At 71.4% G+C, this 24152-nt stretch carries 27 protein-coding genes and 1 pseudogene; 13 read left to right on the forward strand and 15 right to left on the reverse strand.

Annotated elements, in window-relative coordinates; genetic code table 11:
- The first annotated feature begins 711 nt into the window (after positions 1-711).
- On the forward strand, positions 712-1305 hold the full coding sequence (locus tag ACA361_RS24580; protein WP_375015443.1) for an NACHT domain-containing protein: 594 nt from the start codon (positions 712-714) through the stop codon (positions 1303-1305).
- Positions 1306-1605: 300 nt separating this feature from the next.
- Here the strand turns inward: ACA361_RS24580 and ACA361_RS24585 are convergent, their stop codons facing one another.
- Positions 1606-2172, reverse strand: a complete 567-nt coding sequence (locus ACA361_RS24585; protein ID WP_375015444.1) for a hypothetical protein — start codon at positions 2170-2172, stop codon at positions 1606-1608.
- A complete protein-coding gene (locus tag ACA361_RS24590) occupies positions 2169-2591 on the reverse strand; it encodes a hypothetical protein (RefSeq protein WP_375015445.1) in 423 nt (140 codons plus the stop codon). The genes ACA361_RS24585 and ACA361_RS24590 overlap by 4 nt, the downstream gene beginning before the upstream one ends.
- 623 nt (positions 2592-3214) lie before the next feature.
- Here ACA361_RS24590 and ACA361_RS24595 point away from each other — a divergent pair.
- Positions 3215-4113, forward strand: a pseudogene (locus tag ACA361_RS24595) (IS5 family transposase).
- On the opposite strand, the gene ACA361_RS24600 reads toward ACA361_RS24595, so the two are convergent.
- Positions 4110-4352 carry a hypothetical protein gene (locus tag ACA361_RS24600; protein ID WP_375015447.1) on the reverse strand — a complete coding sequence of 81 codons (243 nt, stop codon included), beginning with the start codon at positions 4350-4352 and terminating at the stop codon, positions 4110-4112. The pseudogene ACA361_RS24595 and the gene ACA361_RS24600 overlap by 4 nt on opposite strands.
- 359 nt (positions 4353-4711) lie before the next feature.
- Here ACA361_RS24600 and ACA361_RS24605 point away from each other — a divergent pair, with 359 nt between their 5' ends.
- Entirely contained in the window at positions 4712-5155 is a 444-nt protein-coding gene (locus ACA361_RS24605; protein WP_375015449.1) for a hypothetical protein, read from the forward strand.
- Positions 5156-5215: 60 nt separating this feature from the next.
- On the forward strand, positions 5216-5551 hold the full coding sequence (locus ACA361_RS24610; protein WP_375015450.1) for a transposase: 336 nt from the start codon (positions 5216-5218) through the stop codon (positions 5549-5551).
- 31 nt (positions 5552-5582) lie between these two features.
- On the opposite strand, the gene ACA361_RS24615 is transcribed toward ACA361_RS24610, so the two are convergent.
- Positions 5583-5741, reverse strand: a complete 159-nt coding sequence (locus ACA361_RS24615; protein ID WP_375015452.1) for a hypothetical protein — start codon at positions 5739-5741, stop codon at positions 5583-5585.
- A gap of 299 nt (positions 5742-6040) precedes the next feature.
- Between ACA361_RS24615 and ACA361_RS24620 the strand changes: the two genes are divergently transcribed.
- Positions 6041-6766, forward strand: coding sequence for a hypothetical protein (locus ACA361_RS24620; protein WP_375015453.1), 726 nt, complete (start codon positions 6041-6043; stop codon positions 6764-6766).
- A 194-nt stretch (positions 6767-6960) separates the two neighbouring features.
- Positions 6961-7419: a hypothetical protein gene (locus ACA361_RS24625; RefSeq protein ID WP_375015455.1), complete on the forward strand. Its 459-nt coding sequence runs from the start codon at positions 6961-6963 to the stop codon at positions 7417-7419.
- Between the two features lie 720 nt (positions 7420-8139).
- Here ACA361_RS24625 and ACA361_RS24630 read toward each other — a convergent pair.
- From ACA361_RS24630 to ACA361_RS24665, 8 genes are all read right to left on the reverse strand, one after another.
- Positions 8140-8550 (reverse strand): hypothetical protein, encoded by a 411-nt coding sequence (locus tag ACA361_RS24630; protein WP_375015457.1) that lies wholly within the window; start codon positions 8548-8550, stop codon positions 8140-8142.
- A 173-nt stretch (positions 8551-8723) separates the two neighbouring features.
- A complete protein-coding gene (locus tag ACA361_RS24635; RefSeq protein WP_375015459.1) occupies positions 8724-9329 on the reverse strand; it encodes a hypothetical protein in 606 nt (201 codons plus the stop codon).
- Positions 9330-9752: 423 nt separating this feature from the next.
- Positions 9753-10940 carry a M48 family metalloprotease gene (locus tag ACA361_RS24640; protein WP_375015461.1) on the reverse strand — a complete coding sequence of 396 codons (1188 nt, stop codon included), beginning with the start codon at positions 10938-10940 and terminating at the stop codon, positions 9753-9755.
- Between the two features lie 359 nt (positions 10941-11299).
- Entirely contained in the window at positions 11300-11986 is a 687-nt protein-coding gene (locus ACA361_RS24645; protein WP_375015463.1) for a sigma-70 family RNA polymerase sigma factor, read from the reverse strand.
- Positions 11983-12177, reverse strand: a complete 195-nt coding sequence (locus ACA361_RS24650; protein ID WP_375015464.1) for a hypothetical protein — start codon at positions 12175-12177, stop codon at positions 11983-11985. The genes ACA361_RS24645 and ACA361_RS24650 overlap by 4 nt, the downstream gene beginning before the upstream one ends.
- A gap of 26 nt (positions 12178-12203) precedes the next feature.
- Positions 12204-12770, reverse strand: coding sequence for a DUF4158 domain-containing protein (locus tag ACA361_RS24655; protein ID WP_375015466.1), 567 nt, complete (start codon positions 12768-12770; stop codon positions 12204-12206).
- Positions 12771-13152: 382 nt separating this feature from the next.
- Entirely contained in the window at positions 13153-13722 is a 570-nt protein-coding gene (locus ACA361_RS24660; RefSeq protein ID WP_375015468.1) for a hypothetical protein, read from the reverse strand.
- A gap of 201 nt (positions 13723-13923) precedes the next feature.
- Positions 13924-15843 carry an NACHT domain-containing protein gene (locus ACA361_RS24665; protein ID WP_375015470.1) on the reverse strand — a complete coding sequence of 640 codons (1920 nt, stop codon included), beginning with the start codon at positions 15841-15843 and terminating at the stop codon, positions 13924-13926.
- Between ACA361_RS24665 and ACA361_RS24670 the strand changes: the two genes are divergently transcribed.
- Together ACA361_RS24670 and ACA361_RS24675 are read left to right on the forward strand one after the other, a co-directional pair.
- A complete protein-coding gene (locus tag ACA361_RS24670; protein WP_375015472.1) occupies positions 15842-16201 on the forward strand; it encodes a hypothetical protein in 360 nt (119 codons plus the stop codon). The two genes, ACA361_RS24665 and ACA361_RS24670, sit on opposite strands and share 2 nt — an antisense overlap.
- Before the next feature lie 335 nt (positions 16202-16536).
- On the forward strand, positions 16537-16665 hold the full coding sequence (locus ACA361_RS24675) for a hypothetical protein (RefSeq protein WP_375015473.1): 129 nt from the start codon (positions 16537-16539) through the stop codon (positions 16663-16665).
- A gap of 791 nt (positions 16666-17456) precedes the next feature.
- Here ACA361_RS24675 and ACA361_RS24680 read toward each other — a convergent pair.
- Entirely contained in the window at positions 17457-17957 is a 501-nt protein-coding gene (locus ACA361_RS24680; RefSeq protein WP_375015475.1) for a hypothetical protein, read from the reverse strand.
- A 63-nt stretch (positions 17958-18020) separates the two neighbouring features.
- On the opposite strand from ACA361_RS24680, the gene ACA361_RS24685 reads away from it, so the two are divergent.
- The 4 genes from ACA361_RS24685 (at position 18021) to ACA361_RS24700 (ending at position 20451) form a co-directional block, all read left to right on the forward strand.
- Complete coding sequence (locus ACA361_RS24685; RefSeq protein WP_375015477.1) at positions 18021-18341, forward strand: hypothetical protein; 321 nt, start codon at positions 18021-18023, stop codon at positions 18339-18341.
- 37 nt (positions 18342-18378) lie between these two features.
- A complete protein-coding gene (locus ACA361_RS24690; RefSeq protein ID WP_375015478.1) occupies positions 18379-18576 on the forward strand; it encodes a hypothetical protein in 198 nt (65 codons plus the stop codon).
- A gap of 111 nt (positions 18577-18687) precedes the next feature.
- The gene (locus ACA361_RS24695; protein ID WP_375015480.1) at positions 18688-19179 is read left to right on the forward strand and encodes a GNAT family N-acetyltransferase; all 492 of its coding nucleotides are present in this window, start codon (positions 18688-18690) and stop codon (positions 19177-19179) included.
- A gap of 135 nt (positions 19180-19314) precedes the next feature.
- On the forward strand, positions 19315-20451 hold the full coding sequence (locus ACA361_RS24700; protein WP_375015482.1) for a pentapeptide repeat-containing protein: 1137 nt from the start codon (positions 19315-19317) through the stop codon (positions 20449-20451).
- 18 nt (positions 20452-20469) lie between these two features.
- Here ACA361_RS24700 and ACA361_RS24705 read toward each other — a convergent pair whose 3' ends face one another.
- Positions 20470-21051: a hypothetical protein gene (locus ACA361_RS24705; RefSeq protein WP_375015484.1), complete on the reverse strand. Its 582-nt coding sequence runs from the start codon at positions 21049-21051 to the stop codon at positions 20470-20472.
- 80 nt (positions 21052-21131) lie between these two features.
- Between ACA361_RS24705 and ACA361_RS24710 the strand changes: the two genes are divergently transcribed.
- Positions 21132-21986, forward strand: coding sequence for a hypothetical protein (locus ACA361_RS24710; protein ID WP_375015486.1), 855 nt, complete (start codon positions 21132-21134; stop codon positions 21984-21986).
- Here ACA361_RS24710 and ACA361_RS24715 read toward each other — a convergent pair.
- Complete coding sequence (locus ACA361_RS24715; protein WP_375015487.1) at positions 21964-24132, reverse strand: DUF6461 domain-containing protein; 2169 nt, start codon at positions 24130-24132, stop codon at positions 21964-21966. The genes ACA361_RS24710 and ACA361_RS24715 overlap by 23 nt on opposite strands.
- Positions 24133-24152 lie beyond the last annotated feature (20 nt).

The raw sequence follows: 24152 nt of genomic DNA on the forward strand, positions 1-24152 counted from the left end.
TTCCATCGAAGGTTGAGGCGTGGAGCCTTCCAAAACCGCAAACGCATAGAGAGATGGTGATCGCCCGCTTGTCAGCCGTGGGTGCCTTGCTTCGCCTGAAGCAGATGGTGATGCGTCGCCTTCATTAAGTAGCAACTTGAGGAGAGTTCAGTGGCGCAGTTGCCGTGTTTGCAACGCTGAGCCGCTGCCTCGTGGCAACGCACCTAGTAGTCCATGGCGCATTTGCCCTGGACGCCCTCAGAGCGTCCAACACGGTCAACTCGACGGCGAAAAGCAGGGAGAGGAATCCGGCAGTCAGGAGGACTCGACCTGCTCGGCCGAGTTCGCCCGGCCGATCGAATACCAAGATCGCCCGAACGCGCCTTCGTCCATAATTCCGTGCCACAGGTCATCACACGGTGTGCGAATTAGGATGGGCGCCAGATCGTTTGACCGCAGGTGATGGGCCGGGTCCTCACTCCCTGGGAGGACCTGACCCATGTCCCAGCTGGACGAGTTCGTGCTGCTGGAAAACTTCAGCGCTCGACGACGCCCAGCTCGACGAACTCCTCGAAGGCGCAGTCGCCGCTGAGATCGAGGCCCTGGCCGCGGCCGGTGCGGGTCAGGATCCGGTGGAGCGGGCGAGCTGGTGCGCTGGGGTCGCCGGCGCGCTGGTCGTGGTTGTGCTGACCTTTCGGTGGGTCGGGCCCAGAGGACGGTGGGGGACCGGTATTGCTCGGGAACCTGGCGGCTCGGCTGCCGCTGCTGGTGGAGCTGCGGCAGTTCGCCGACTTGCGGTGGCGGGACGCCGACCTCCTGGACTTCTGGGACTACCTCCATAAACGCGACGGCTTCGGACTACCCCGTGCCCTGCTGGAAGAGCACCTGACCGGCGGGCGGGTGCTGGTGGTCTTCGATGGCCTGGACAAGATCTTCGAGGCCAAGCGCCGGAGCGAGGTCGTCCGGCAGATCCAGTGGTTCGCCCGCCAATTTCCGCGGGTCCGGGTGATGGTGACCTCCCGCGTCATCGGCTACGACCGGGCGGCCTTCGACCACGCCGGGTTCAAGACGCTGATGCTGCAGGACCTGACCCGCCGGCAGATCACGGCGTTCGCCGCGGCCTGGTTCCAGCGCAGCCACCCGGCCGACCCGGGCGAGGCGGTCCGGTTGCGCAACCGGGTGCTGGAGGCAGTCAGGCACGCTCCGGCGATGGCCGAGCTGGCCGGGAACCCAATGCTGCTGACCATCCTGTCGATCATCGCCCGCCGCCGCGAACTGAGCTGCCCGGGTTCGGTGAAGCCCGGGGCACACCAAGGACTTCACTGAACCCGGGGCAGCTCAAGCTGCTGCGCGCCGACCCGGCGGCGATGTACAACCGGCTGGGCGCGGCGCCGACGGGGAACGCACCATCGCCCGGATCTGGCGCATCACCCTCAACCACCTCGCCCAGACCACGCCACTGACCGGTGACGTGCTGCGGGTGCTGGCGTGGTGGGCGCCCCAGGACATCCCCCGCGGCCTGCTCACCCTCTGCGTGGGCCGCTCCGGGGCGTTGGAGGCCGTACCCGAGCGAACGATAATCCACTGCTGTACCCGACCCGGCGCCCCGCACCGAGCCCGTTTCAGTTACCCCAGTTTCAGGGCCACCGTCCCTGCATCCGCGCGTTGCACCGCCACCTGCCCGCGGTGCGATACCTCTACTTGGTAGAACGGCTGGTCGGGTACCCGGTAGATGGCGAAGGCCCATTCGCACCGTGAGCCGACCGGCACGCCCTGTTCCAACGCGCCGACGGCAACGATGGCGCCGGCCGAGTCGTACACCGTCACCGATGTCCCTTCCGCCATGTCATCGAACCCGCCCACGCCCTCGCACGCTGGGATGCCTGCGCCATCGGTACGTTCCCAGTTCGCCGTCCGGATCTGCGACTTGGGGTCTTCGTACCGCTCCATCGTGACGGTGCCTCGCACAGTCACCGTTGTGGGCCGCGCACCCGTGGCCGACGCGCTCGGCGACGCGGGCCCGGCCGCAGGCGGGTCACCATCGGTTGCCAGCGCGAGGACCAGCGCACCCGACAGCACTGCGATCACCACAGCGGCGGCGGCCAGAAGGGCGACAAGTGTTCTGCTGTGCCGTTGCGCTGCGGCTCGCGGACCGCTGTGGGGCTGGGGCCGGGGGGTGTGCTCCTCGGTCATGAGAATCGCTTGATCTGTTTGCGGACCTCGTTGAGTCCTTGGCCTTGGTCGGTGGCGGGCAGCGGCCACGACACGATCGAGGAGTCCTCCGGCGAGATGTACAGGAGCCGGCCACCGGTCTTGGTGGGCACGTCGAAGGTCTCGATTGCGATCTCGGGCGAGCCGGGCTCGATGGGGTTGTCGATGCCTTGGTACGGGCCGCGGTGGTGGAGAACGCCGATGGGGGTGACGCGGATCTTGCGGAGGTTGGTGCCGAGTACTTCAACGGTTTGGCCCCAGGCCAGTTGCTTGCTCTGTGGCCCGGCCGGCGAACTGGAGGCGGGCGCCGGTTCGGAGCCGCTGCTGGGCTGGTCGCTGCTGCAGCCGGAGAGGGCAAGAGCGAGGGCGACGCCGATGAGGCTTGTGGAGGTCTTGCGCATGGTGCTCCCGGTCCAAGAGATGGTCACTCTTGGACGTTCGAGAACTCCGCAGGGTTACTGTTGGCCGTGCTCGGCCATGCACGCAACTTGCCGGACCGACGGCGCTGACTCCGAAGCCACTGGACCGCTGTAGCGCCGCGAGATGTCGCCACGCTTCATTTTGTCCGCGGTCGGCCGGTGCCGGGCGTCGCCGGACCGGTGCGGTCGGGGTGGGGGAGGACGCTGCGTCGTATGCTGTGGCTTCGGCGTGGGCGGTCGCCACGCGGTTTCCAGTCGCGCAGAGGGCGTCGCGGGAGGCCAGGGCGGTGCGGGCGGCGGCGGTCTCCCGGCCGGCCTGGGTGACGGCGGCGTCGAGCTCGTGCACCCGCTGGTGCGGTGTGGCGGCCCGTTCGGCGGCGGCCTATTGGTCGATTCGTGGTCTGGGGGCAGCTTCGGCGGTCTCGGCCCGGGCCTGCTGTGGGCGGGTCTCGCGCGGGCGGTGGCCAGTGCCTCGCGGGCGGTGTGGCCGGGCCGGGCTGCCGGGCCCGGCAGTGCTCTTGTTTCGTGCCTCGGACGAGCAGCACACGGCGCCGAGCTCGCCCTAGGGCCTGTTTTATGGATCTGGATCTTGTGGTTGTGGCTTGATGGTGGCCATGGTTCGCCGACACGAGCTGACCGATGCCGCCTGGGCCAGGATCGAGCCGCTGCTGCCGGTCAGCACCGGTCCTGGAGGGCGATGGCGGGATCACCGGCAGGTGATCAACCCGATCCTGTGGAAGATCCGCACCGGCGCCGACTGGCGGGACGTGCCTGAGCGGTATGGCCCCTGGCAGACCCTCTATCAGCGGTTCCGCCGCTGGAGCGCGGATGGGACCTGGGACCGCCTGCTGGCACATGTCCAGGTGCACGACGACGCGATCGGGGTGGTGGACTGGTCGGCGGTGTGCGTGGACTCCACCATCGTGCGGGCCCACCAGCACGCCGCCGGCGCCCGCAAAAAGGGGAACGGCCGGGGACGAAACCGGCACCGCCCGGGCCCGGGCCCGGGCAGGCGCTCGGGCGGTGCCGCGGCGGGCTGACCACCAAGATTCATCTGGCCTGCGACGGCCGCGGACTGCCCCTGGCGTTCGTGGTGACCGCCGGCAACGTCAACGACTGCACCCGCCTGATCGAGGCGGTCGAGGCCATCAAGGTCGGACGCACCGGCCCGGGCCGCCCACGCGTGCGGCCCGGGCACCTGATCGCGGACAAGGGCTACTCCACCGGCATCATCCGCGCCTATCTCAGGCGGCGGCGCATCCCGCACACGATCCCCGAACGCAACGACCAGCTGGCCGCCCGGGCACGGCGTGGACACCGCCGCTGCGGCTTCGACCGCAAGAGGTACCGGCGCCGCAACGTGGTCGAACGCTGCTTCAACCAGCTCAAACGCTTCCGCGGCCTGGCCACCCGCTACGACAAACTCGCCAGCCACTACCGCGCCACCGTCACCATCGCCAGCCTCATGCTCTGGCTCAACCACGATCCACAAAACAGGCCCTAGAAGCACCCGTCCCACGTCATCGACAGAGCCACCGGTTCGCCGAATGGGGTTGCGGTCGACGACAGCAGCCGCCACGGGACCGTGAGCCAGATGCCATCGCGGGGGTAACGCAGCCAGACGAGCCGGTTGAGGTAGGCGTTGACCGCCTGGACCGGATCCCCCTCCGCGCGGTAGGTGGCATCCGACTGGCCGGGCGCCGGGACCAGCAACGCGCTCTGGGTCAGCACCGCCTGGAACATCCTTGCTGATCGTGCACTTGGGACGGGGTGCGGCTCCCCGACAGCGGATTGGCCTTCATAGCTGTCGCCGGGCCGCCCGGGACGGTGGTACGGAAGAGCATGCCGCGCTGTCCCGGTAACGGGTATGACGCGATCGCGGACGCCAGACAGGAAGGTGGAAGTCGATGAATGAGCCCATGCCCATAGGAATCTCTGTGGTATGCCTCGCGATGGCGGCAATAGCTCTCGCTGGCCAACTACTCTTCCGCAGCGACCCCAATCGCCTGACGGAAATCTAGAAATTCCAGTATTTCAACCCTGCTTCCATATTTCGCCAGAAATGCGCCACTAGGGATGGTGTCAGTAATAGGAATATTCTCATGCTCGCGTGCCCGCTCGGCGTCCTCACGGGCCCGCGCCATCTCCAGCAGCTCCAGTCGGCGATCCGCTGGCAGGCCGTCCAGCTCGGCCTGGGGCGGCTCCGGCACCCGCGCTGCGACGTCCTGCTGTTCGGGGGTACCTGGGCCCGGATCCTGGCCGCGTTGCAGACCAGGGCTGACGCCGCCGGGCTGATCGGCTGGCAGGTCGGCGTGGACTCCACCGTTGTGCGCGCCCACCAGCACGCCGCCGGAGCCCGCCGCCACGCCGACGAGCAGTCCGAGCCGCCCGGCGGGACGACGTCCGAGCCCGGCGATCACGCGCTGGGGCGTTCGCGCGGCGGGTTGTCTACCAAGCTGCACCTGGCTTGCGAGCAGGGGCAAAAGCCGCTGTCGCTGGTGGTCACCGCCGTCAGCGGGGCGACGCCCCGCAGTTCGAGGCGGTGATGGCCGGGGATCTGTGTCGCCCGGATCGGCGGCGGGCATCCCCGGACCCGGCCCGAACGGGTGCGGGCCGACAAGGCGTACTCGTCCCGGGCAATCCGCGCGCATCTGCGGCGGCGGGGCATCGCGGCCACGATCCCCGAACCGGCCGACCAGATCGGCCACCGGCTCCGACGCGGTGCCCGCAGCGGCCGGCCACCTGGATTCGACCCGGTCGATTACCGTGCCCGTCATGCCGTGGAGTGCGGCATCAACCGGCTCAAACGCCACCGGGCGGTCGCCACCAGGTTCGACAAGCTCGCCGCCCGCTACCAGGCCACCATCCACATCGCCGCGCCATCAACGAATGGCTCTGATCACTTTGAAACAGGCCCTAGCCGCCCCAGTTCGCCGGTGTAGGCCGCCACCGTCTCGGTACGGGATCCGCCGGTCATGCGCCCTCCGCCGCCTGCTCGCTGGCGCGTTGGCGCTCCAGCTCGCGCCACCGGGCCAGCCCGGCGCGAAATCGGGCTTCCTGCTCGTTGAGTTCCCTGGCGCGGGCCTGGGCGTTCCCCTCCACCGGGCTGGAGTCCATCCATCGCCGCCCCATGGGCAGGCGGGTGACCGGGACGCCCCGCCGGAACCGGAACCCAGCGTGGTGAGGTGCGCCGGCGGATGGCCGGACTGGCCGAGGTCATTTAAGGCCGCTACCGGGCGCGAGATCTACGCATCAGATGCGAACCCGTGGCCGATCAGGATGAGGGCCCCTCAGCACGGGTGAACTCGAGGATCGGAGCCCTGCACTCTCGGCGACGGCGGCGGCCGCCGGGCCGACATAACGTCTGCGGGCCACCGCTAACCCGCCGACTTCCTCAACCTGACCCTGGCGTCCGGCGGCATACTCTCCTGGTGATTCCCGCCGATCCCGCCAGTGCACGGGACTTTCCTGACCCACGCCAGTTGATCGCTGACACCGACTGGGGGCGGCTGGAGGTGATGGTCGGTCCCGAACAAGGCTGTCCGGCCGTCCCCGATCTGCTGGCCACTCTCTTAGAGGGGGTGCCGGCAGCTCGGGCCCGGGCCTTGTTCGATCTGGGCGCGGCGGTTCACTACTCAAATACCATCGTTGAGGCCACCGCACCGGCGTTGTTGGTGGTTGCGGCGCTGCTGACTGATCCGGGCACCGATCGCGTCGCACTACCGTCCTTGCCGTACCGTTCCAGCACCCCGTCTTCGGTGCGGGCCGGGCTGTTGCGCCTGGTGGAAGGCGTGACCGGCGACGTCGACCAAGCCACCGAGGTCGCAGGCCGCCGTCACGGTTTCCCCATGACCGCCGAAATGCTTCAGGTCCGCGCGATCCGTCCTGTTCTGTTCCCGGTGGTGCACGGCCTGCTGGACGATCTCGACGCCGACGTTCGCGTGGCCGCTGCCCTGGCCGTCGTCCCGCTGCTCGAAGACTCCACCCTGGCACCGCATCGCGCGGCCTGCCGAGAGCGGGCACGCACGATCCTGTCCGCCAGCCCCGATCCCCGCGACCGCGCCCTGGCCGCCCTGCCCACCCTCACGCCGCCGCTGCTGCGTAACAACCTGTTCCCGCCGGTCGACGGCGGTTTCGACGACGACCCGCCGTTCTGATCTAACCGCCCTACTGAAGATCAGAAGAAGCGAGGTCTACTGACGGCGTCGTGGATCAAAGTGTCGTGAGTTCGCCGTGATGACGGGGGTAGGAAGCGGCTGGCCGCCGCTGTTGACGGGTCGGGCGGTATGGCAGTCTCCTGTTCGTGAGCAGTCCGGGACCTCAATCACCGCTGGGTCTTCGGGGACTTGCCGTGCCAGCTCTGTTGCTGGAGATGTTGGGTGATGGGCGCTGGCGTCATCCTGGCGAGCGGGCGCTCGACAGGGTCATGCCGTGGCGGTACGAGCCGCTGCAGTTGTTCATGACGACCGACAAGATGGAGACGGAAACGGCAGATCTCCGCCGCGTCACCGAGGACGACGAACTCGCACGGATCTTCTGGGTGGCTCGGAGAAGCACTCAGATCGCGCCTGCCGGGCTGCCCTGGCTCGATATCGATCTCGCTCTCCTGGTTGGCGGCGCCCGATACTCCGACTGCATCTCGATCGCGCTGGACTATCGCACCGATGCGGATGACCCTCAGGTGGTCGTGTTCGGCGAGGAGATGGTCGACCTCCACCAAGCAAGCCGATGGCACAGGGGATGGCGCGTCGTCGCGCCGACCTTCTCGGCATTCGCTGCAGCCTTGAACTTGTCGTCGCCGGCGGGCTGAACCGCAATCACGGATCAAGGACTCGTTCGCGGTCTGGGTTTCTGCCGGTGGGAGGCGTAGCCGGCCCAGGTGATGCCGCCCGCGCCCAGGGAGCGCGCCCCGCGATCACGGCCAGGGCGGGGGCGGAGCCGTTCACCGCGCTGCTGGGCCCGCTGGGCGCGGCCATCCGGTATGGCCGGGGCCCGGGAGATGGTGCGGGGCTAGCGTGCACGCGTGCCCGCCGTATCTGAACGGCGGGCGGCCCGCTGCGGCCCCGGGGGAAGCCGGGGCGTCAAGCGGGCCGCTGGTGCGGGTTCGGCGTCAGGCCGGATGCGGCGGGCGCGTCCACGACCAAGCGCGGCATCGCCACCGATGCCGGCCACCCGACCGGCGGCCGCGGCCGCCGGTGGTCCCCCACCCGTGATCGAGACCGGAACCGCCCGCCCTGCCGCGGCGGACCGGGGCGCGGGAGAGGATGCGGGTACCCCGCACGTCCGGCCCGGCACTCCGGGGGGGCTCCGGGCCGGACGGCGGCCAACCTGGCGCCTTGTCCCCGGCGTCTAAGGTGCGGGTTCGTCGCGGCGGCTGCCGTCGCCGGCGGCGAACCAATCTCACCGTGCCGTGCCGGGTGTTCGGGGTGTGTCTTGTCTGGGACCTGGACCGGGCGGTTCCTCGACGGCGCTGGGCGAGCTGGCCGGGACCGCCATCGAAGAAGCGGCTGAACGATGGGGTGGAGTGTCGCTAGGCGGTCAGGTACTTCGTCTCCGTGCAGCTCAGGGTCTTGGTGCCTTCGGCGACGCATCCCTGCATGGAGATGCGTGTGCCTTCGGGGAGGTCCAGGTTGCGGTGCTCGCACGAGTCATAGCCGGCGTAATTGCGGATCCAGACGTCGGGCCGTCCCGCCTGCCCGAAGACGGCGTAGACGTGATGGCCGTCGGGGTACAGGTCGCAGACATAGATGTGCTCTCCGTCGGGCTCCCAGCAGACAGAGACGCCGCCGCCGGCCACGACCTGACCGACACCGCAGATTTTCCCCGGCCCCGGGGGCCACACCGTCTCGGCGCTCGCGGGCGCGGCGCCGGCGAATACCGTCGCCGCTGCGGCGATTGCGGCGGTGATGGTGAGAGACCTCTTCCATGGCCTTGTTCTCATGACCTGCCCCTTTTCTGTGAGCGCGCCGTTTCGGAACGAGCGCTGTTGCCTGCCGGGCGGCGGAACATGCGGCGATAGGATGGTTCGGGGCGATGGTCGGTTCCTTGCGTCAACGGCACCCGAATCAGGCAAACCCGGGCGCCGTCGGTCATCACGGCAGCGGCCCAGGTGGGTCAGGTCCCGACGCTGATGGTCAGGGTGTGCCCAGTCGGGAGCAGTCCGTGGCCGCGGAGCCCGCTCCAGCCGTCGTTGGGGACGCCGAGCACGATGTCGGGCAGCTGGTCGGCGGCGGCGTGGGTGGCCAGCACCAGGCGGCCGGTCAGCGCGCCGGTGTCGGGGTCCTCGCGGACTTCCAGGGCGGTGACCGTGGCCGGGAGGTCGGCGGCCCAGTCGGTCAGGGCGCGCAGCAGCGCGGCGTGCTCGGCGGTGCCGGTGCGGGCCGGGTCCTCCTCGGGGCCGGGGCCGGGGGCGGTCAGCGCGCTGGGCAGCGGCGCGGCGAGCGCCTGGACGCGGACGCCGTCGACGGTGCCGTCGGCGATCGCGCCGTCGCCGCCGTCCAGCGGCCAGGCGGACCAGCCCATCTCGGCGGCCACCGTGTGCACCAGCCGGCGCTGCTGCGCGGCCGGGACGTCCGGGGAGGCGGGGGTGAGGGTGACCGGCGGCAGGACGCGGGTGGCCGGGTCGCAGGTGACGGTGGCGGGCGGCAGCGGGCTGGCCTGCTCCAGCACGCGGGCCGCGGCGGCCAGCAGGACCGGCAGCCGGCCAGGGGCGGCGTTCATCGTGCGGGAATCCTTCCGGCGGGGGCGGCGAGGCGGTTCAGGGCGACGGCCCCATCATCGGGCGGGGCTATTCGCCCAGGGCGCGCAGCAGCAGCCGCTGCAGGGCGCCCAGGTCGATGCCTCCGGTGATCGGGTCGGGCAGGAGCACGTCCGGGTCGTCGCCGTGACAGTGTCAGCGTCTCCGAGGATCAGGGCGCAGGTCTGGCCGAGGACGTCGGTGGCTTCGGCGGGCAGTGCCGCGGCGGGTGCCGTAGCCGCCGGGCCCGCTGTCGCGGCCGTCCCAGCGCGAGGCCAAGGCGGCGGCCATCGTGACGGCGGCGCCGTTGAAGGCCAGCCAGGTCCCGAGCCGTTCGCGCAGCGGGCGGCGAGCTGGGCGGACGCGAGGCTACGCGGGCCAGTGTGACAGGTAATGCACGTTCTGTGTCACACGCTGCGGACCGCGGTGAAGATGATCCACGTAAGCGAACAGGTGAGTACGCGGTAGAAAACCGGCAGACGTGCAGCCACTTTGGGCCACAGGAGGGGTGGAGCGAGTAAGAGGAGCCAGAGGCTAATGAGCGGGCTGGAGTATGTCACGAAGTTCAAGTAGGCCCAGGCGACGTAGACAGCGCACAGGCCGGTGGTCAGATCGAGCCAGCGCCGGATCCGGCGGCGCGGCTGGAGGGTGCGGTGCTGGTCGAGGGGTTCGGTCAGTCCCGTCACAACGAGCACGACGGGCAGGAGGATGTTCCCACCGATCATGATGGTCGTCAGCAGGCCCGGTGACCTCATCATGTAGGCGGCGAGGAAGAGCACCACGTAGAGCAGGAGAAAGAGCAGCACTGCGGTCAGGGGCCTGTTGAGGCGCGGCCTGGTGACGGGGAGGGATTCGGCTTCGTCGGGGCGCTCGGTCGAGTAGCGGTGTTGCAGAATCGTTCGGGCGACCGGGGGCAGGAAGTCGTCTCGCTCTTCCAGGAGTACAACCCCAGCGCGGTCGGCCGCGTCTGGCACGGCCGATGCGCTGAGGCCGCTGGGGTCGAGTTCCTTGAGGCGGGCGGGTAGCGCCGGGTGGGACCGTCCGGTGGAACCGTCGGTGTGGTGGACCTCGATGTCGGGCCTGCTGGAGATGCTGTCCTTCCATGTCTGGAGGCGCTCGGGATCGGCGATCGCGGCTGCGAAGTCGGGATAGAGGTCCTGCGGGCACGGGCGCGTCTCCGGGGAGCGCGAGTCCAGGTCCTCCAGGAACAGCTGCCATAGGAGTCCCAGATCGTGGCTGGCGTGCAGAGCCTCGGCCATCAGGAACCCGCCGATGTCGGGGTACTCATCTAGGACGGTGGCGGCGATGCGGTCGGCTTCGAATTCGTGCTCGCGTCGGATGGCCAGGGTGACCTGGTCGTAGAGGCGGATGTAGAGGCCGAACACAGCACGCTGAGCTCGGGCGGCCAGCCGTAGCAGCGCTGAGCCGCGGTAAACCACCCGGCTGAAGGGAGCATGGTGGCCTGCGTAATGTGCGAGCTCGTGAGCGAGCACTGCGCGTAGTTGCTCGGTCGTCAGCTCCATCAGCAGCGGGACACCGATGCACAGGTGGCGTGTCCGCCGCGGCCTGGGCAGGACGTGGCGTACCTCGTGCACGGAGGCGTTGACGTCGGGAGTGAGCCAGAGGTGTGTCGGCTCTGCCGTCTGCATCCGCGTGGCCAGGTCGGCGACCAGCTCCCGGACCCTGGGGGCCTGTGCGGGGCCGAGCAGTGTCGCGGTTGGCGGGACACCACCGGTTCGGCGTAGGTGCCGTAGCGCGCAGATGTCCAGCGTGCACAGGGGAATGGCGGCCGCCGCCAAGATGATGACCAGCGCTGGCACGACCAGGAACATGTTGGCGAAGAAGGACCAGGCGATCCAGGTGATCAGTGCCGCGGTTCCCACCAGCAGCATCCCCCCGGCCACCAGAGACGCCGCGGCGGCCAAGGCCAGCTCCCTTGGCAGGTCACGCGTTGTCACCGCTCCTCCTTGATCTTGGCGAGCATCAGTTCGGTGGTGTCCGCATCTGCCGCGCACGCTTGGATCAGCCGTTCCTCGGCGTGCTTCAGCATGGTGATCAGCGGATCGCCGGCCAGCCGCGCGCCCGCACTCGTGGCGGCAGGGGGCGGCAGCAGCGCAGGGCCTCCATCGCCGTCTTCGGCCACCGCCAGCCCCAGCTTCTTGGCCAGGTTGACCCGCGCCTTGCGCAAGCTGGAGGCCACTCCGCCGCGGGACAGGCCGGTGAGCTCGGCGATCTCGTGCTGGGCCATGCCCTCCAGGCAGTACAGCACCATCACCTGACGCTGCCGAGCCGGAAGGCGGTGCACGACCGCCAGCACCTGCCGTACGTACGCCGTCTCCGCGACCGAGGACGCCGAAGGCGGCTCTATCTCCAGTGGCTGCCTGCGACCCCACGCCGTACGCGCCTTCTTTAGCCGCTGGAACATGACCATCCGCACCCATGCCTCGGGAGACTCATAACCGCAGACGCGATCCCAGTGCCGATACAGCTCCAGGTATGCCTGCTGTACCGCGTCTTCGGCTTCGTGACGGTCCGGCCACAGCAGCATCGCGCTTTTTCGCATGTCAGGCACCGTGCGCCTGAAGAACGCATCGAAGTTCTGACCTCCACGGGTCAGGGCGTGCCCCCCGGAACCGGTCACCGTGCGGTCCCGGCGCCGTCGTTGTCGGGCGACGACCGGTATTCCACGACGGTGCTGCCCACCCGCACCCGCAGGACCCGCCTGATAGCACGGGGGGTTTGCCTCACCGGCCAGACCGATCGCACGGCCACCGCCCCGATCCCCACCACCGCGGTGATGACGGCGGGGTGTTGCACGAAGAACTCCAGCAATCTCGCCTCCTGTGTCGAACTCTCACCTAGCAACAGCCCGCCGCGGCCGATGTGTTTACTTCCAACTTTCGGGAGCCGCCGCGAAGCCCGGCTGCAGTCAGGGTTTGAGGCCGATCGACAAGCGAAACCCCAGTCCAGGCGGACTTCGCCGTAGGGGCGCACGTGCACCCAGAACATCGCCGAGCTGTCCGCGGTCCGGGTGGTCGAGCTGCCGGAGGGGCTGGGTGCCGCTCGGCCACCGCGATCTCGGCGGCCAGCCACTGGGTCACCTTCTCGGCATCGACCACGCCGCACACCCAAAACCCCAAGTGATCGCAGATCTGAGCGCGGTGGTACTCGATCGTGCGGCCGGCCCAGGCGTACAACCTCAGCTCCGACGCCGGCATACCGACCTGCCGCGCCACGTAACCGACCACCTCATCGACGAGCTCCGCCCGGCCCCGCAGAAACCGGCCATACCGGGTGGAGTGCTTCAACAGAAGCGCGAACCCCAGCCGCGTGGGCCCACGCTTGCCCGCGACCAACTCCAGCTCGTCGTCCAGCACCGTCCAGTGCTCGACAAGCTCACTGATCCCGACCACAAGCCGCCCCATGGCGCCGAATCATCGCGGAACCACCAGCCCAGGCAGCCTCAAATAGCGCAACAGGTCTCGTTCGCGGCTGGTGACACGTCGTTAACAGCACCCCAAGGCGCGGCCGCCGTGGCGCGGCTGTCCGGCCGGGCGTCCGGCAGAGCGTCAGAGCGTCCGGGTACAGGGGTCAGGTCCTGGCCCGGTTCCGGGATGGTCAGCGCGCTGGCCGCGCGCGGCGAGCAACTGCACGCGGACGCCGTCCCCGGGGCCGGCGGCGATCTCGCTGTCGCCGCCGGCCCCGTGCGGCGACGCGCCAACCCATCTGGGCGGTGGCCGTGTGCACCAGGTGCCGCTGCTGCGCGGCCGAACGCCGGCCGGCCGGGGGCGGCGCTGGCGGGTGCCGTCAGGAGGCTGGACGGTGGGCGGCGATGATCCGGTCGAGCATCTGCTGGAGGTCGTCGGTTTCGGCGGCGGTGGTCTCCAACATCCCGGTGTGCTGGTTGATGTGCGCCAGGGCGGCCAGGCGGCGCATCGGCATGCGGACCATCACGGGTTCGTCCAGCGGGCTGAGGAGGTGCAGCAGCGGCATCGGGGTGGGGGCCGCGCCGCTGCCCAGCAGGTAGGAGGTCTTGGTCGCCTCACGGCGAGCGGCCGGATCGCTCGCCGGCGGGTCGGTGACGACCAGCAGCACAGAGCCTCCTTCGCGTTGGACGCACACACCGCAACCGGTTTCGGGGTCCCGCAGCATCTGGCCGGAGGGCAGGGTGCGCGAGGTGCGCCAGAGCCGCCGCACGGCACGCTCATGGCGGTGCCAGTCCGCGCCCTTGCGCAAGGCCGCCGCAACGCCCGCGGCGGCGAAGCCGGTGACGAGGACGCCCAGGATGAGCAGCCAGGTCTGCGACCACCACCATCCCACACCGGCCATGGCTATCCCGGCGAGAGTGAGCAGGGCCGATTCCTCACGCGAACCCATGGCCGCCTCCTGTCAAGGCTCGGGGACATCCTTGCGGTGGTGCCGGGCAGTCAGGGCACCAGCCGCCGGAGCCGCCCCCGGAGTGTGCCCAGACCTGTCTGGCGAAGGTGGACGAACCCGGAGCCATACCCAAATTCGCGCTAGCGGTCGTGCACGCCGGCCCCGGCCCCGGCCCCGGCATCCGGTCGGGGCGGGTGGCGCTCATGGAGGCGGGTTCTGCTGTGAGCGGTAGGCGGCGGCGAGGTGGTCGTGGAGTTCGGCGTGCCGGAACTGGTAGATCGGGCCGACGGTCCGCAGCAGCCCCAGGCGGTGCGCGTCGTCGAGAAACGCCATCAACGACCGCGGCAACCGCCGCCGCCGGGACAGCCAGAAGGAGGCGGCCAGGTACGCGGGCCAGGCGCGATGGTCTCCGAGCAGGAGCCCCATCACAAGCCCGAACGCGAGCCCGACCGGGAGCCCGACCGGGAGTCCGACCGGGAGTCCGACCACGAGCCCGGCTGGGAGCCCGAGCACGAGCCCAAACGCGCAGAGGCGCAGAAGGTTCAGGGCACGGTCCGCGCGCCAGGTAGAGATAGGTGTGTTCGAGCGTCCTGTGGCCGCCGGAGTCTCTCCCCAGTGGATGAACCCGGCCGTGAGCCCGACCGTGAGCCCGAACGCGGCCACGCCCGCGAGGCCGGCTGTGAGTCCGAACGCGGCCCCGACCACGAGCCCGACCACGAGCCCGGACGCGAGCCCGCCCGCGAGACCGCCCGCGAGCCCGGCCGCGAGCCCGGTGGTGCGGGCGATGGGGGTGTGGCTGGTGGTGGCCAGCCGCCACCAGGCCAGGTCGCGGGTGGGGACGGTGTCGAGGAGGTGGGCGAGGTAGGCGAGCCAGCGGGTGGCCTGGTCGGGGTTGTGGCGGTGGCGGGGGCGGAACAGGTCGGCGGGATCGGCGCTGGGTGGGCGGGTGTCGATGAGGGCGGGGATGAGGTGATCGAACAGGTGGCTCTGCAGTGCTGCCGTGGTGGGGAATCGGGCTGGGTCGGTGAGCGGGGTGGGGTCGGTTCGGGTGGTGATGTGGGTGGTGCGCAGCAGCCACAGGCCCAGCGGGGTGGAGACCACGTCGGTCAGGTGCGGGGCGTCGCCGTCGCGGATCTGCTGCAGGGTGGCGGCCCAGGCGGGCGGCAGTACTTGTGGGAGGCAGGAGGCCAGGTAGCGGGCGGCGTCCTCGGCGGTGAGGGGGCGTGGCGCGATGACGGCGGCGGAGGTCAGGACGTCGCGGGCGAGGGCGGCGTCGGCGTATTCGCGGGTGCGGCTGGTGAGGATGAGCTGGTCGTGGTCGGCCAGTGACCGGTTGAGCGCGGCGATGACGGCGGTGCGGGCCTGGGCGGGAATTTCATCGAGCCCGTCCAGCCCCGGCAGGATGTGCGCGCGCTGCACCAGCTGCTCGGCGGCGTCCGGGCCGTACTGCGGCGCCCGCAGCGACGGGTAGGTCTCGTTCAGGCGGGCGGCGAGCCAGCTCTGCAGCCGCGGGTGCCGGTCGGTGTCCCAGCCGGCGATCGATACCAGCACCGGGACCGGCTCGTCCGGTTCCGGATGCTCCAGCAGCTCGCGGACCAGCTGCACGGCCAGGGTGGTCTTGCCCGTCCCCGGACCGCCGGTGATGACCAGCCGGCGGCGCCGCAGCGCCCGGAACTGGGCGGCCATGGCGTCGGCCTGGTCGCCCGTGCCCGCCCAGGCCAGGGTGCCGCCGGTGGTGATGTGCGCGGGATGGTCCATGATCCGCTGGTCGGTGGTCAGTTCCCAGCGCACCGGGATCGGGGCCGGGTCGTCGAGCTCGCGGATGCGTGCCTCCTCGTGCCACTGCGCGGCGACCATGACCCCCAGCGCCTCCTTGGCCGCGGCGACGGTGTCGGCGTCGGTGACCGGCGCCGGGCCGCGCCCTTGCCGCCACCACAACACCAGGATCACCGCCGGCGTCGACGCCGCCAGCAGCACCCCGACCAGCTGCGCCACGTTCGCCGAGGTCTGCAGCCCGTCCTTGCCGCGCCAGACCGCGAACATCCACACCAGCAGCCCGGCCATCGCCAGCAGCCCGCCGGCCGCGACCAGCCCGCGCCCTCTGGCGCCGCGTCCGCTCATGCCCACCATCGTCGGGCAGCAGCGCCCGCCGCGCGGCGATCTCACACGAGCCGTGACCGGCGCGCCGCTGGCCGATCCCGGCCGCGGCCGAGACGAGGGCCACGGGAACGTGGCCGTCGAGGAGGGGCCGGGGGAGGGCGCAGGCCGAGACGAGATCGGATCGAGTCCGTGCGCGCCGGAGGCCGGCGGCCAGGCGACGCCGCAGGTGTGCGCGACCGCGGCGAGCCGGTGCGCGGCGGCGCCGCGGATCGGGCTGGTGCAGTTGCTGGCGGGCTCGGCCGGGTTCCTCTGGTTCGTTTGTCCGGCCGTGCGTCCGGTAGAGCGACAGGTGTCGAGGGTCCAGAAGGTCGCCTGGTGACGGCAGTGTGGCGAAGCGGGCCATCGGCTTGCGGCCTTGCTGGCTCGTAGCCTGGGGGCCTACAACATGGCCTGCTCCCGGGCGTCGGTCGGGAGCGGGATCCGCGGTCGCCTGGTGATCTCGTCCCGGTGCTTTCGAGGGAGGGCCACCGCGCCGTCCACAGAGACGGGACCGCCGACGTCAAGCCAGGCGGCGGCTGGTACGGCGCAGGATGGTGTAGCCGTTCGCGATGAGCCGGGGTCGTGGCGGCATCTCCCGTCTCCCATCCACGGGGCAAACCGACCGTTTCCTCTTTGCCCTGGAGGCACGTCATGGGACGAGGCAACTCGACTCCGATGGATCACGAGGCCGCAGACCGGATCTCGGCGGCCGCCGAACGCGACCCGGACTCGGCGACCGCACAGAGCGGCTTCGACGAGCGGGCGCAGGAAGCCGCCGACCGTAACGAGGCCGACGACGACTGATCGCCTATGGAGTTGGGGAGGCCTCCCGCCCGCTGGGGTGGGAGGCCTTCTCCCTTGTGACGGCACGGACTCGGCGGCGGTGGCCCTTGACCACCAACCCAGCGGCCACGGCGTTGGCGATCCAGGGCGGGTGAAGTCACCGCCGGCCACCGATCCGATGCGGGCCGTGCGTGCCGGCGGGTGCGGTCAGCGGCGCCGGCCGGGGGCGCGGCGGGCTTGCCGGCAGGTGAGCGCGTCGGGTGAGACGCGGGTGCAACGGACCAGGGACGCGACCGAGGCGTGGCCGGGATATCTTTCCGAAGCAGCGGCCACTGGACTTCACCCGCCAAGGACCGCGATCGGAAGGACATCCTTGATGGCCACGAGGTCCCCGATTCAAGGCTCGTCTAAGGCGTTGTCGGCATGGACGGCGCTCAACGATCGGCAGCGGGGCACGTTGGCGGTCATCTACGGCCTGGACTAGGAGGTCGAGGAGTCGCGCCGCCGGGCCGCGGCGCTCGGTGAGTACGACTCGCGTCCTGCTTCGGAGTGGCGGTCGATCGAGTTCGCCCACGACCCCAGCGACCGCCGGCTGTTCGGCTGGACGAAGATGCAGTCCCGCCTGGCCACCGCCGGGTGGGACAACCAGGGCAACGGCTCGACCATGGCCGCGCTGGCAGAGCGCGGCCTGATCACCCAGAACGCCAAGCCCACCGCCTTCGGCCAGATGCTGACGGTCGCGCTGACCCGCGCGGGCCGCCGCACGCGCGGGCCTGTCGCTGCAGCCCGGCGCGCCCCGCAAGGCCGCGCTGTCAGGCCGGGCCTGGGAGGTCCTGGCGCTGCTGTGGAGCGCCGACCTGCAGGGCGAGGGGCTGAAGTGGGGGCACTCGACCACGATCGACCGGGTCCTCATCGACAAGCACGTTCCGCCGCTGGCCGCACGCGCCGGCGGCGGATACGAGATCACCCAGCGCGGCCGGGACTTCTACCGCGACCACCACGCCGCGCACACCGCCGCCTATCCCGACGTACGTGCTCCGCACCCCGACGGCGCGGACGCCGAACCCTGGCCCGGGCGGGCCGATGAGATCCTCGCCGAGCACGCCAAGCTCCACCGGGCGCTGTGCCAGGCGTGGCAGAGCGCCCACGCCGCCCAGCGACAGGCCGAACACGAAGTCAACACGCCGCCTCCGGCGATCGCCGGCATCCTGCCCGCGCCGGTCGCCGAACAGATCACCGCCCGCCACACGCTGTGGCAGGACACCGCCCGCCAGCGCAGCGACCTGGCGGCCGCCCACGTCCACGACCTTCACCAGCGCGCCACCAGAGCCGCCCGCGGCTACACCGCCGCAGCCCTGACCGCCTACAACGCTGCCGTGGCCAACACCGACCCGATGAACGGCCTGCAGCCGCCCAGCCACGATGACGACACCTGGGACGAACCGCGTCTGCCCCCGCCCGCCGAAACCGGGATCCATGCCATCGACGCGGACGCCGCCAAGCTCTACGCCGTCGCCGTGGGAACCCCGGTCAAGCGCCGCGGTCCCGCTCCCCAAAACCGCCGCCACAGACGATTCGCTCCGTCCCGCCCCGCCACCCCGCAAGATCCCGGCAGTCAGCTCGCTGACCTCGCCCAGTTCCTGGTCGAGCACACCAAGGGCGGCGCCCTTCACCGGCGCCTTCACCCGCAGGGGTGAGCGCCGAGCGCTGCGATTCCGGCTGCTCGCTGCCTCTATGACTCCTGAGCTGAGGACCGAGAAGCTCGGACTGGTCGCCGAGCCGCCGCTGATGAAGCAGTTCCGCGTCCTGGTGGACGGGATGCTGCCCCGTCTGGACTTCCCCGAGCTACTGCTGGAGGTGTTCGGCTGCCAGGAACGCTGGGTTCGGCAGGGCCACCTTCGCCGAGGACCGCCTGGCCTGCGGCCGGGTTGACCTGCGCGTTTGCCGAAGAAGATCTTGGGAATCGGCTCGGGAAGGCGGGGACCGCTCCCGGAGGGCTGGGGCGGGGGTCTGCTCGGCTGCTGCGCCCCGCACACCAGGCGCATGACGGCGCGGCCGATGGCGGGGTTGACGTGGCTGGAAGGCGAGGACACCAGGATGCCGGTTGCGATCCGTGAGGCCACCGCCGCAGACCGGGCATGGATCAACTCCAACGACCGCGACTGGACGGTCACCGACCAAGACATGGCCTACGCGCTGGCCCTGAACGTCGCCACAGACGAACACGGCGTACGGCTGGGCTGGATGTACGTGGTGGACATGCTCGACCATGCCGTCCTGATGTATCTGTACGTCGAGCCGCAGCACCGCGGCCGCGGTGCCGCCCGCGCCCTGGTGAAGCACCTGTTCGCCGACTACGCGGGAGAGATCACGGTGGCGTGGGACCCCGATACCGATCTGTTCGACATGTGGCAACGGCTCGGCTTCCAGCACCAGCCGGGTGAACACGACCGCCCGACCGAACCCACCGGCAAGATGTTCCGCCCGGCCCGAAACCCCGGGGCGCCATCGGATCCAGAACACCGCGACCGATGAAGCGCATCACGGACCCCCGCGACCGCTCCCGCCGGAGTGCGCCGGACACCACGCGGCCCACCATGTCGTGCCCTGTTGTGGCCAACGGCGATGCGCCGGGCGGGCGGGCTTTTGACTGATCGGCTGCGGCGAGACATGCGAGTCGTGCGCCGGCGGGTGCGGGGCCGGGGCTGGTCGCTGGCGGCGTGGGGGTGGATGCTGGCCGCCGCCGCGGCGGCCGCGGCGGCGATCTGGTTCACCACCGGCTGGCTGCTGGACACCACCCGGCAGGCCATCGACCAGGACCTGAAGGCGACCGGTGCCGACCGTGCCCGCATCCGCGTCGAGGCCGTGCGGACCGGGCTTGCCGCCGGCGCGGGGGCGGGCGCGGCGGTCGGGCTGATGCTGGCCTTCCGCCGCCAGGCCCACACCGAGCACGACACCGCCGAACGCCGCGTTACCGAACTGTACAACGCCGCCGCCGAACAACTCGGCTCCGCCGCGGCACCGGTGCGGCTGACCGCGCTGTACACCCTGGAACGCCTGGCCAACGACAACCCGCGGCACCGGCAGACCATCGTCAACATCATCTGCGCCTATTTGAGGATGCCGTTCACCCCGCCGCCACGCCCCGACACCCCCGAGAGCGAGCGTGCGCACCGCGCCCAGGCCCAGCGGCACCTGGTCCGGTACCGCTCCGCCCGCGCCGGCCAGCCCGCCCTCGTCGAGCCGCTCGCCCCGGACCCGCACGAGGAACTTCAGGTCCGCCTCACCGCCCAACGCATCCTGAAAACTCACCTGCACCGCAAGGCCGACCGACGATGGCGCGGCCTGTCGCTGGACCTGACCGGCGCCGTCCTCATCAACTTCGAATTCAGCGAGTGCGCCATCGACCAGGCCACTTTTACCCGGGCCACCTTCAGCGGGGATGCCTGGTTCGACGGGGCCACCTTCGCCAGGGGCGTCTGGTTCGACGGGGCCACCTTCACCGGGAACGCCGGGTTCGTCGAGGCCACCTTCACCGGGTACGCCTCGTTCCACGGGGCTACCTTCACCGGGTACGCCTCGTTCGTCGAGGCCGCCTTCGCCTGGCTCACCGGGTTCAACCGGGCCACCTTCGCCGGGGTCGCCTGGTTCAACCGGACCACCTTCACCGGGAACGCCAGGTTGGAGGGGGCGACGGTGGCGGATGTTGGCCGAGAACATGTGTTGCCGCCGGGCTGGCGGATCGAGCCGGCCGAGGGCACCAGGGGCCGTGTGGTGCCGGATCCGGCCCCGTCGGAAGGTGCCTGAAACCCGCAGTTGGCTCGCTCAGCGGACGCAGGGTTCGGCGTTGTCGGCCCGCGGCCGGGGGTGGTCGAGGGGGATCAGGTCGACGCGGCCGTCGGGGAGCTCGGTGAAGGCGAAGGCCGGGTTGGTGAGGTCGAGTCCGCGGGCGCCGTCGGGGGCCAGCGGCCAGGCGACGCCGAGGGCGTGGGCGGCCGGGGCGTAGACCACGAGGCGGCCGAACGGGTCGTAGCCGTGCCGCAGCCCGTCGTCGGCCTCGTGGGCGTAGAACAGCCCGTGCAGCAGTTCGGCCAGGTCCAGGTGCTGGCCGGCAGGGCCCCACCAGGACACGGTGCGCAGGTAGGCGGCCGCGTCCGGTGCGGTCCCGGGTAGCGGGCCGGGGCCGGGCGCGGGCAGCCGGGCGGGCAGGTGGCCGGCCAGCGGGCCGGTGGGCGGCAGCTGCAGCCGGTGGTGCACGGCGATGCGGGCAGTGGCGTGTTCCAGCGCGGCCGCCAGCTCCCCGGCCCCCGCAGCGCCCGCGGCGTCCGCAGGGTCGTCCTCGGCGTGCTCGCCGTACCCGGCCGCGGCGGCGGCGGCGCGGACGGCGGCCAGGTCGCGCACCAGCACGCCGGGCCCGTACCGGGTGCGGTCGGCGGGGTCGGGGTCGGCAGCACCCGGCGGACCGCGTCGCGCGGGCCGGGCGCGGCGTGCTGCAGGTAGCCGCCGGTCAGCAGGTCGTGGGCGTTGGCGGCGAGCCAGTGCGCGGCGGCGGCGCAGACCGCGCGCTGGTCCCGGTCGCCGCGTTCGGCGGCGGCGGCCGCGGCGGCGTGCAGCACCGGCAGATGCTGGAGGTCGGCGGCCAGGTGCGCGGGGTCCCAGGGCAGGGGGACCGGGCGCGGCCCGGCGGTGTGGGCGGCGACGGTGGCGGCGGTGTGCTGGCCGGGCGGGTAGACCTCCAGCCGGGCGCCGATCAGGTGGTCGATGGCGGGCAGGTCGGCGCGCACCGGCACCGGATCGCGCAGCGGGCTGTCCAGCGCCGGGTCGCCCGGCCGTCGGTCGCCCAGCCCGAGCACCTGCGTCCAGTGCCGCGGCCCGCGCGCCCGGTCGCCGCCGGGCCCGGCCTGCTCGGCGCGGCCGGACCAGCCGGGCTGGCCGGGCTGGTCGGGGGGCAGGGCGAAGCTGAGGTACCACGCCGGCGCGCCCGGCTCGCCGGCGGCGGCGACGGCGAACCAGTGGGCGCGGCGGGCCTGGTCGGCGGTGACCAGCCCGGCCGCCAGCAGGTGGCCGGCCAGGGCCCGGGCGTGAGCGGCGGGCGCCAGCGCGCTGCCGTCGGGCCGGGCCAGCACCACCACGGTGCGGTCGTCCGGGCGAGGCCGGTCTATGACCGCCGGTACCTGGAGGACCTGGAGAACTACACCGCGATGCAGGTGCTGTGGGAACGCCACGACATCATCACGCTTCATCAGCGGGCGCTGTGCTCGTCCTGGACAGGCGTTCCGGCGCGGCCGGTGGCCGCAGGCCAGGTAGGGAGATGCTGGGTTATGGCGGGTCTGGTCTGGTGATTCTGTTCTGGGCGTTGGCGATCAGGTTCGCGGCGTGCGGGCCGGCGGCGTAGCGGGCCGCCTCGATGGTGTCGGTGACCGCGGCGAGGGGGTCGGGGTTGGTGGCGCGGTGCAGGGCCAGCCAGAGCCACTGGTGGTCGCCGTCGCTGAGTTGGGAGCGGCGGGCGCGCAGGTGGGCGTCCGGGGTGAGGGTGCGTGCTGCGATGCTGGCGGCGATGTCGGGGTCTTCGGCGAGTCCGGCGTAGCGGGCCGCCTCCGCGGCGGCCCACCAGGCCACCTCACGCAGTGTGGGTTCGGGCAGCCCGGTCAGGAGGTCGGCGGCGGGCCCGAGCGGATGGTCGGGCCGGGGTCGGTGCGGGTGCAGGGCGGGCAGGTCGGGCACGATCCGGAAAGCGATGTCGGCGGTCTGGATGCGGGCCAGGTCTTCGGCGGTGATGCCGTGGCCGGTGAAGCGCTGCACCGCGACCAGACCCATCATGGACTTGCGGCGGTGGTGGTCGGCGAAGTCCAGGCCGGTGAGGGTCTCGGTGAGTTGTGGTGGTGCTTCGAGGTCGCCGAAGGGTTCCTCCGAAAGGAGGATCTCACCGTGCTCGGCGAACGACAGCCGGGTCAGCGCGTTGACGTTCCAGTACATGCTGGCGGCCCGTCCGCCGGTGGAGGCCCTGGTCAGGACGGGCGCATGCGAGCCCTGGTAGCCGTTGTACTCGACGGCGAGCACGGCGCCGCCGACGTCCAGCACCGCGACCCAGGGGTCGAACGACTGTCGCTGTAGGAGGTCGTCGCTGATGGCTCGCATCGACTCGGGCCGGGCCGGGTCCGCACCGAAGGCGCGCAGCACGTCCGCGACCTCTGCCCCGGTCACCACCGTGACCGTCGCGGCCTCCGACAGGGCGCTGTCGCGCACCCAGCGGTAGGCGGCTTCGGGTAGTTCCGGCCGCACCGGCTCCGGCTCGCCGCGCAGCCGGTGCCCGAGCCGGTCGGTGCGGGCGTGCACGATCTCGGGTGCGGCAGGCGCCTGCCACACCACCAGCTCGTACTGCTCGGTCGCCTCGGGGTCGTCCCGGCCGCGGGCGTGCACCCGCAGCCGATAGTCGCCCGGCCACGGCGGGGCCACCCTGCGCAGGTGCGACTCCCCCAGCCAGGGCGGGATGCCGCTACCCGGGTGAGGCCGGGTGTTCCCGCCCGGGTGCGGTTCGTCCGCCTGGGGGCCGAACACTGAGGCGCCACCGGCATCCGCCCGCCAGCTGACCTCGACGATCTCCTCCCAGCCGGCCGCGACCTCCGGCGGCGCCCCGTCCAGGACGGTAAATAGGATCCGGACGTGTCCGGTCTCGACTCCGGTGCGGATCACCGCACCACCCGGGACGACCGTGACCAGCCCGTTGCCGCCGAAGTCGGCGTCCGGAACCTCACCTCCCTCCAGCAGCCCGAACCGGTGCCCCCGCACCTGCGCCGACCCGGAAGTCCGGCGGGGCAGCAAGTACTCCGCCCGGGTCTTGGCCAGTAGCGCGGCGTCGTAGGCTGGAGGCATCGGGGTCTCGCGCAACATCAGTACCGCGGTGCCGATCGCAACGCCGAGCACCGCAGGTGGTTCGGTGACCCGAGGGTGGACTCCCACCCGGCGCAGGACGCCGGCAGAAGTGGCCACAGCCAGCGCAAGATGTGCCGCGCCGTGCGCCGCCGCGACATCCTGTTCTTCGGTGATCTCAGGCCCCGCCGTCAAGAGCGCGGCCACGCGCGGATGGGTGGCCAGCCGGCGAGACAGCGCGGCGACCAGCGGCACCGCGCCCGGGCGGACCCGGTCCAGCATGTCGGCTCCGCTGACCGCCTCGCTCTGACCGTCCACGCTAATGAAAGCGAAGTTGCCGGTGCGCGGCTCGCCCAGCAGAAAACTCAGGTCCGGGACGTCGGCGAGGTCCAACTCCGGCACGGTCAGCTCCAACGCGCCGAGCAGGCGTTCGGCCAGCAGCGGAGGCAGCGAGCCGAGCGCGTCCCGCACCGGCGAATCGCCTGGCCCGCCCGAGGGCACGTGCGCCATCGGACGTGGCCTGGCGCCACGAATCGGCCACGCGCCGTCCGCGGTCGCCCGCAGCCGTCCCAGCTCGGCCGCCGGCACCTTCGGAACACGGCCGATGACCAGCGGCATCGCCGCAGCGATCGACCCGG

Source organism: Actinomadura sp. 21ATH, from assembly GCF_041951345.1.
In the GTDB taxonomy this organism is placed as follows: domain Bacteria; phylum Actinomycetota; class Actinomycetes; order Streptosporangiales; family Streptosporangiaceae; genus Spirillospora.

Bases quoted from the DNA above. Each gene is read 5' to 3' on its own strand.
- ACA361_RS24585 (WP_375015444.1), bottom strand. From the start codon at position 2,172: ATGACCGAGGAGCACACCCCCCGGCCCCAGCCCCACAGCGGTCCGCGA.
- ACA361_RS24590 (WP_375015445.1), bottom strand. From the start codon at position 2,591: ATGCGCAAGACCTCCACAAGCCTCATCGGCGTCGCCCTCGCTCTTGCC.
- ACA361_RS24600 (WP_375015447.1), bottom strand. From the start codon at position 4,352: ATGTTCCAGGCGGTGCTGACCCAGAGCGCGTTGCTGGTCCCGGCGCCC.
- ACA361_RS24605 (WP_375015449.1), top strand. From the start codon at position 4,712: ATGCTCGCGTGCCCGCTCGGCGTCCTCACGGGCCCGCGCCATCTCCAG.
- ACA361_RS24615 (WP_375015452.1), bottom strand. From the start codon at position 5,741: ATGGGGCGGCGATGGATGGACTCCAGCCCGGTGGAGGGGAACGCCCAG.
- ACA361_RS24630 (WP_375015457.1), bottom strand. From the start codon at position 8,550: ATGAGAACAAGGCCATGGAAGAGGTCTCTCACCATCACCGCCGCAATC.
- ACA361_RS24635 (WP_375015459.1), bottom strand. From the start codon at position 9,329: ATGAACGCCGCCCCTGGCCGGCTGCCGGTCCTGCTGGCCGCCGCGGCC.
- ACA361_RS24655 (WP_375015466.1), bottom strand. From the start codon at position 12,770: ATGGGGCGGCTTGTGGTCGGGATCAGTGAGCTTGTCGAGCACTGGACG.
- ACA361_RS24660 (WP_375015468.1), bottom strand. From the start codon at position 13,722: ATGGGTTCGCGTGAGGAATCGGCCCTGCTCACTCTCGCCGGGATAGCC.
- ACA361_RS24670 (WP_375015472.1), top strand. From the start codon at position 15,842: ATGCCCACCATCGTCGGGCAGCAGCGCCCGCCGCGCGGCGATCTCACA.
- ACA361_RS24665 (WP_375015470.1), bottom strand. From the start codon at position 15,843: ATGAGCGGACGCGGCGCCAGAGGGCGCGGGCTGGTCGCGGCCGGCGGG.
- ACA361_RS24675 (WP_375015473.1), top strand. From the start codon at position 16,537: ATGGATCACGAGGCCGCAGACCGGATCTCGGCGGCCGCCGAACGCGAC.
- ACA361_RS24690 (WP_375015478.1), top strand. From the start codon at position 18,379: ATGACTCCTGAGCTGAGGACCGAGAAGCTCGGACTGGTCGCCGAGCCG.
- ACA361_RS24695 (WP_375015480.1), top strand. From the start codon at position 18,688: ATGACGGCGCGGCCGATGGCGGGGTTGACGTGGCTGGAAGGCGAGGAC.
- ACA361_RS24700 (WP_375015482.1), top strand. From the start codon at position 19,315: ATGCGAGTCGTGCGCCGGCGGGTGCGGGGCCGGGGCTGGTCGCTGGCG.
- ACA361_RS24715 (WP_375015487.1), bottom strand. From the start codon at position 24,132: ATGCCGCTGGTCATCGGCCGTGTTCCGAAGGTGCCGGCGGCCGAGCTG.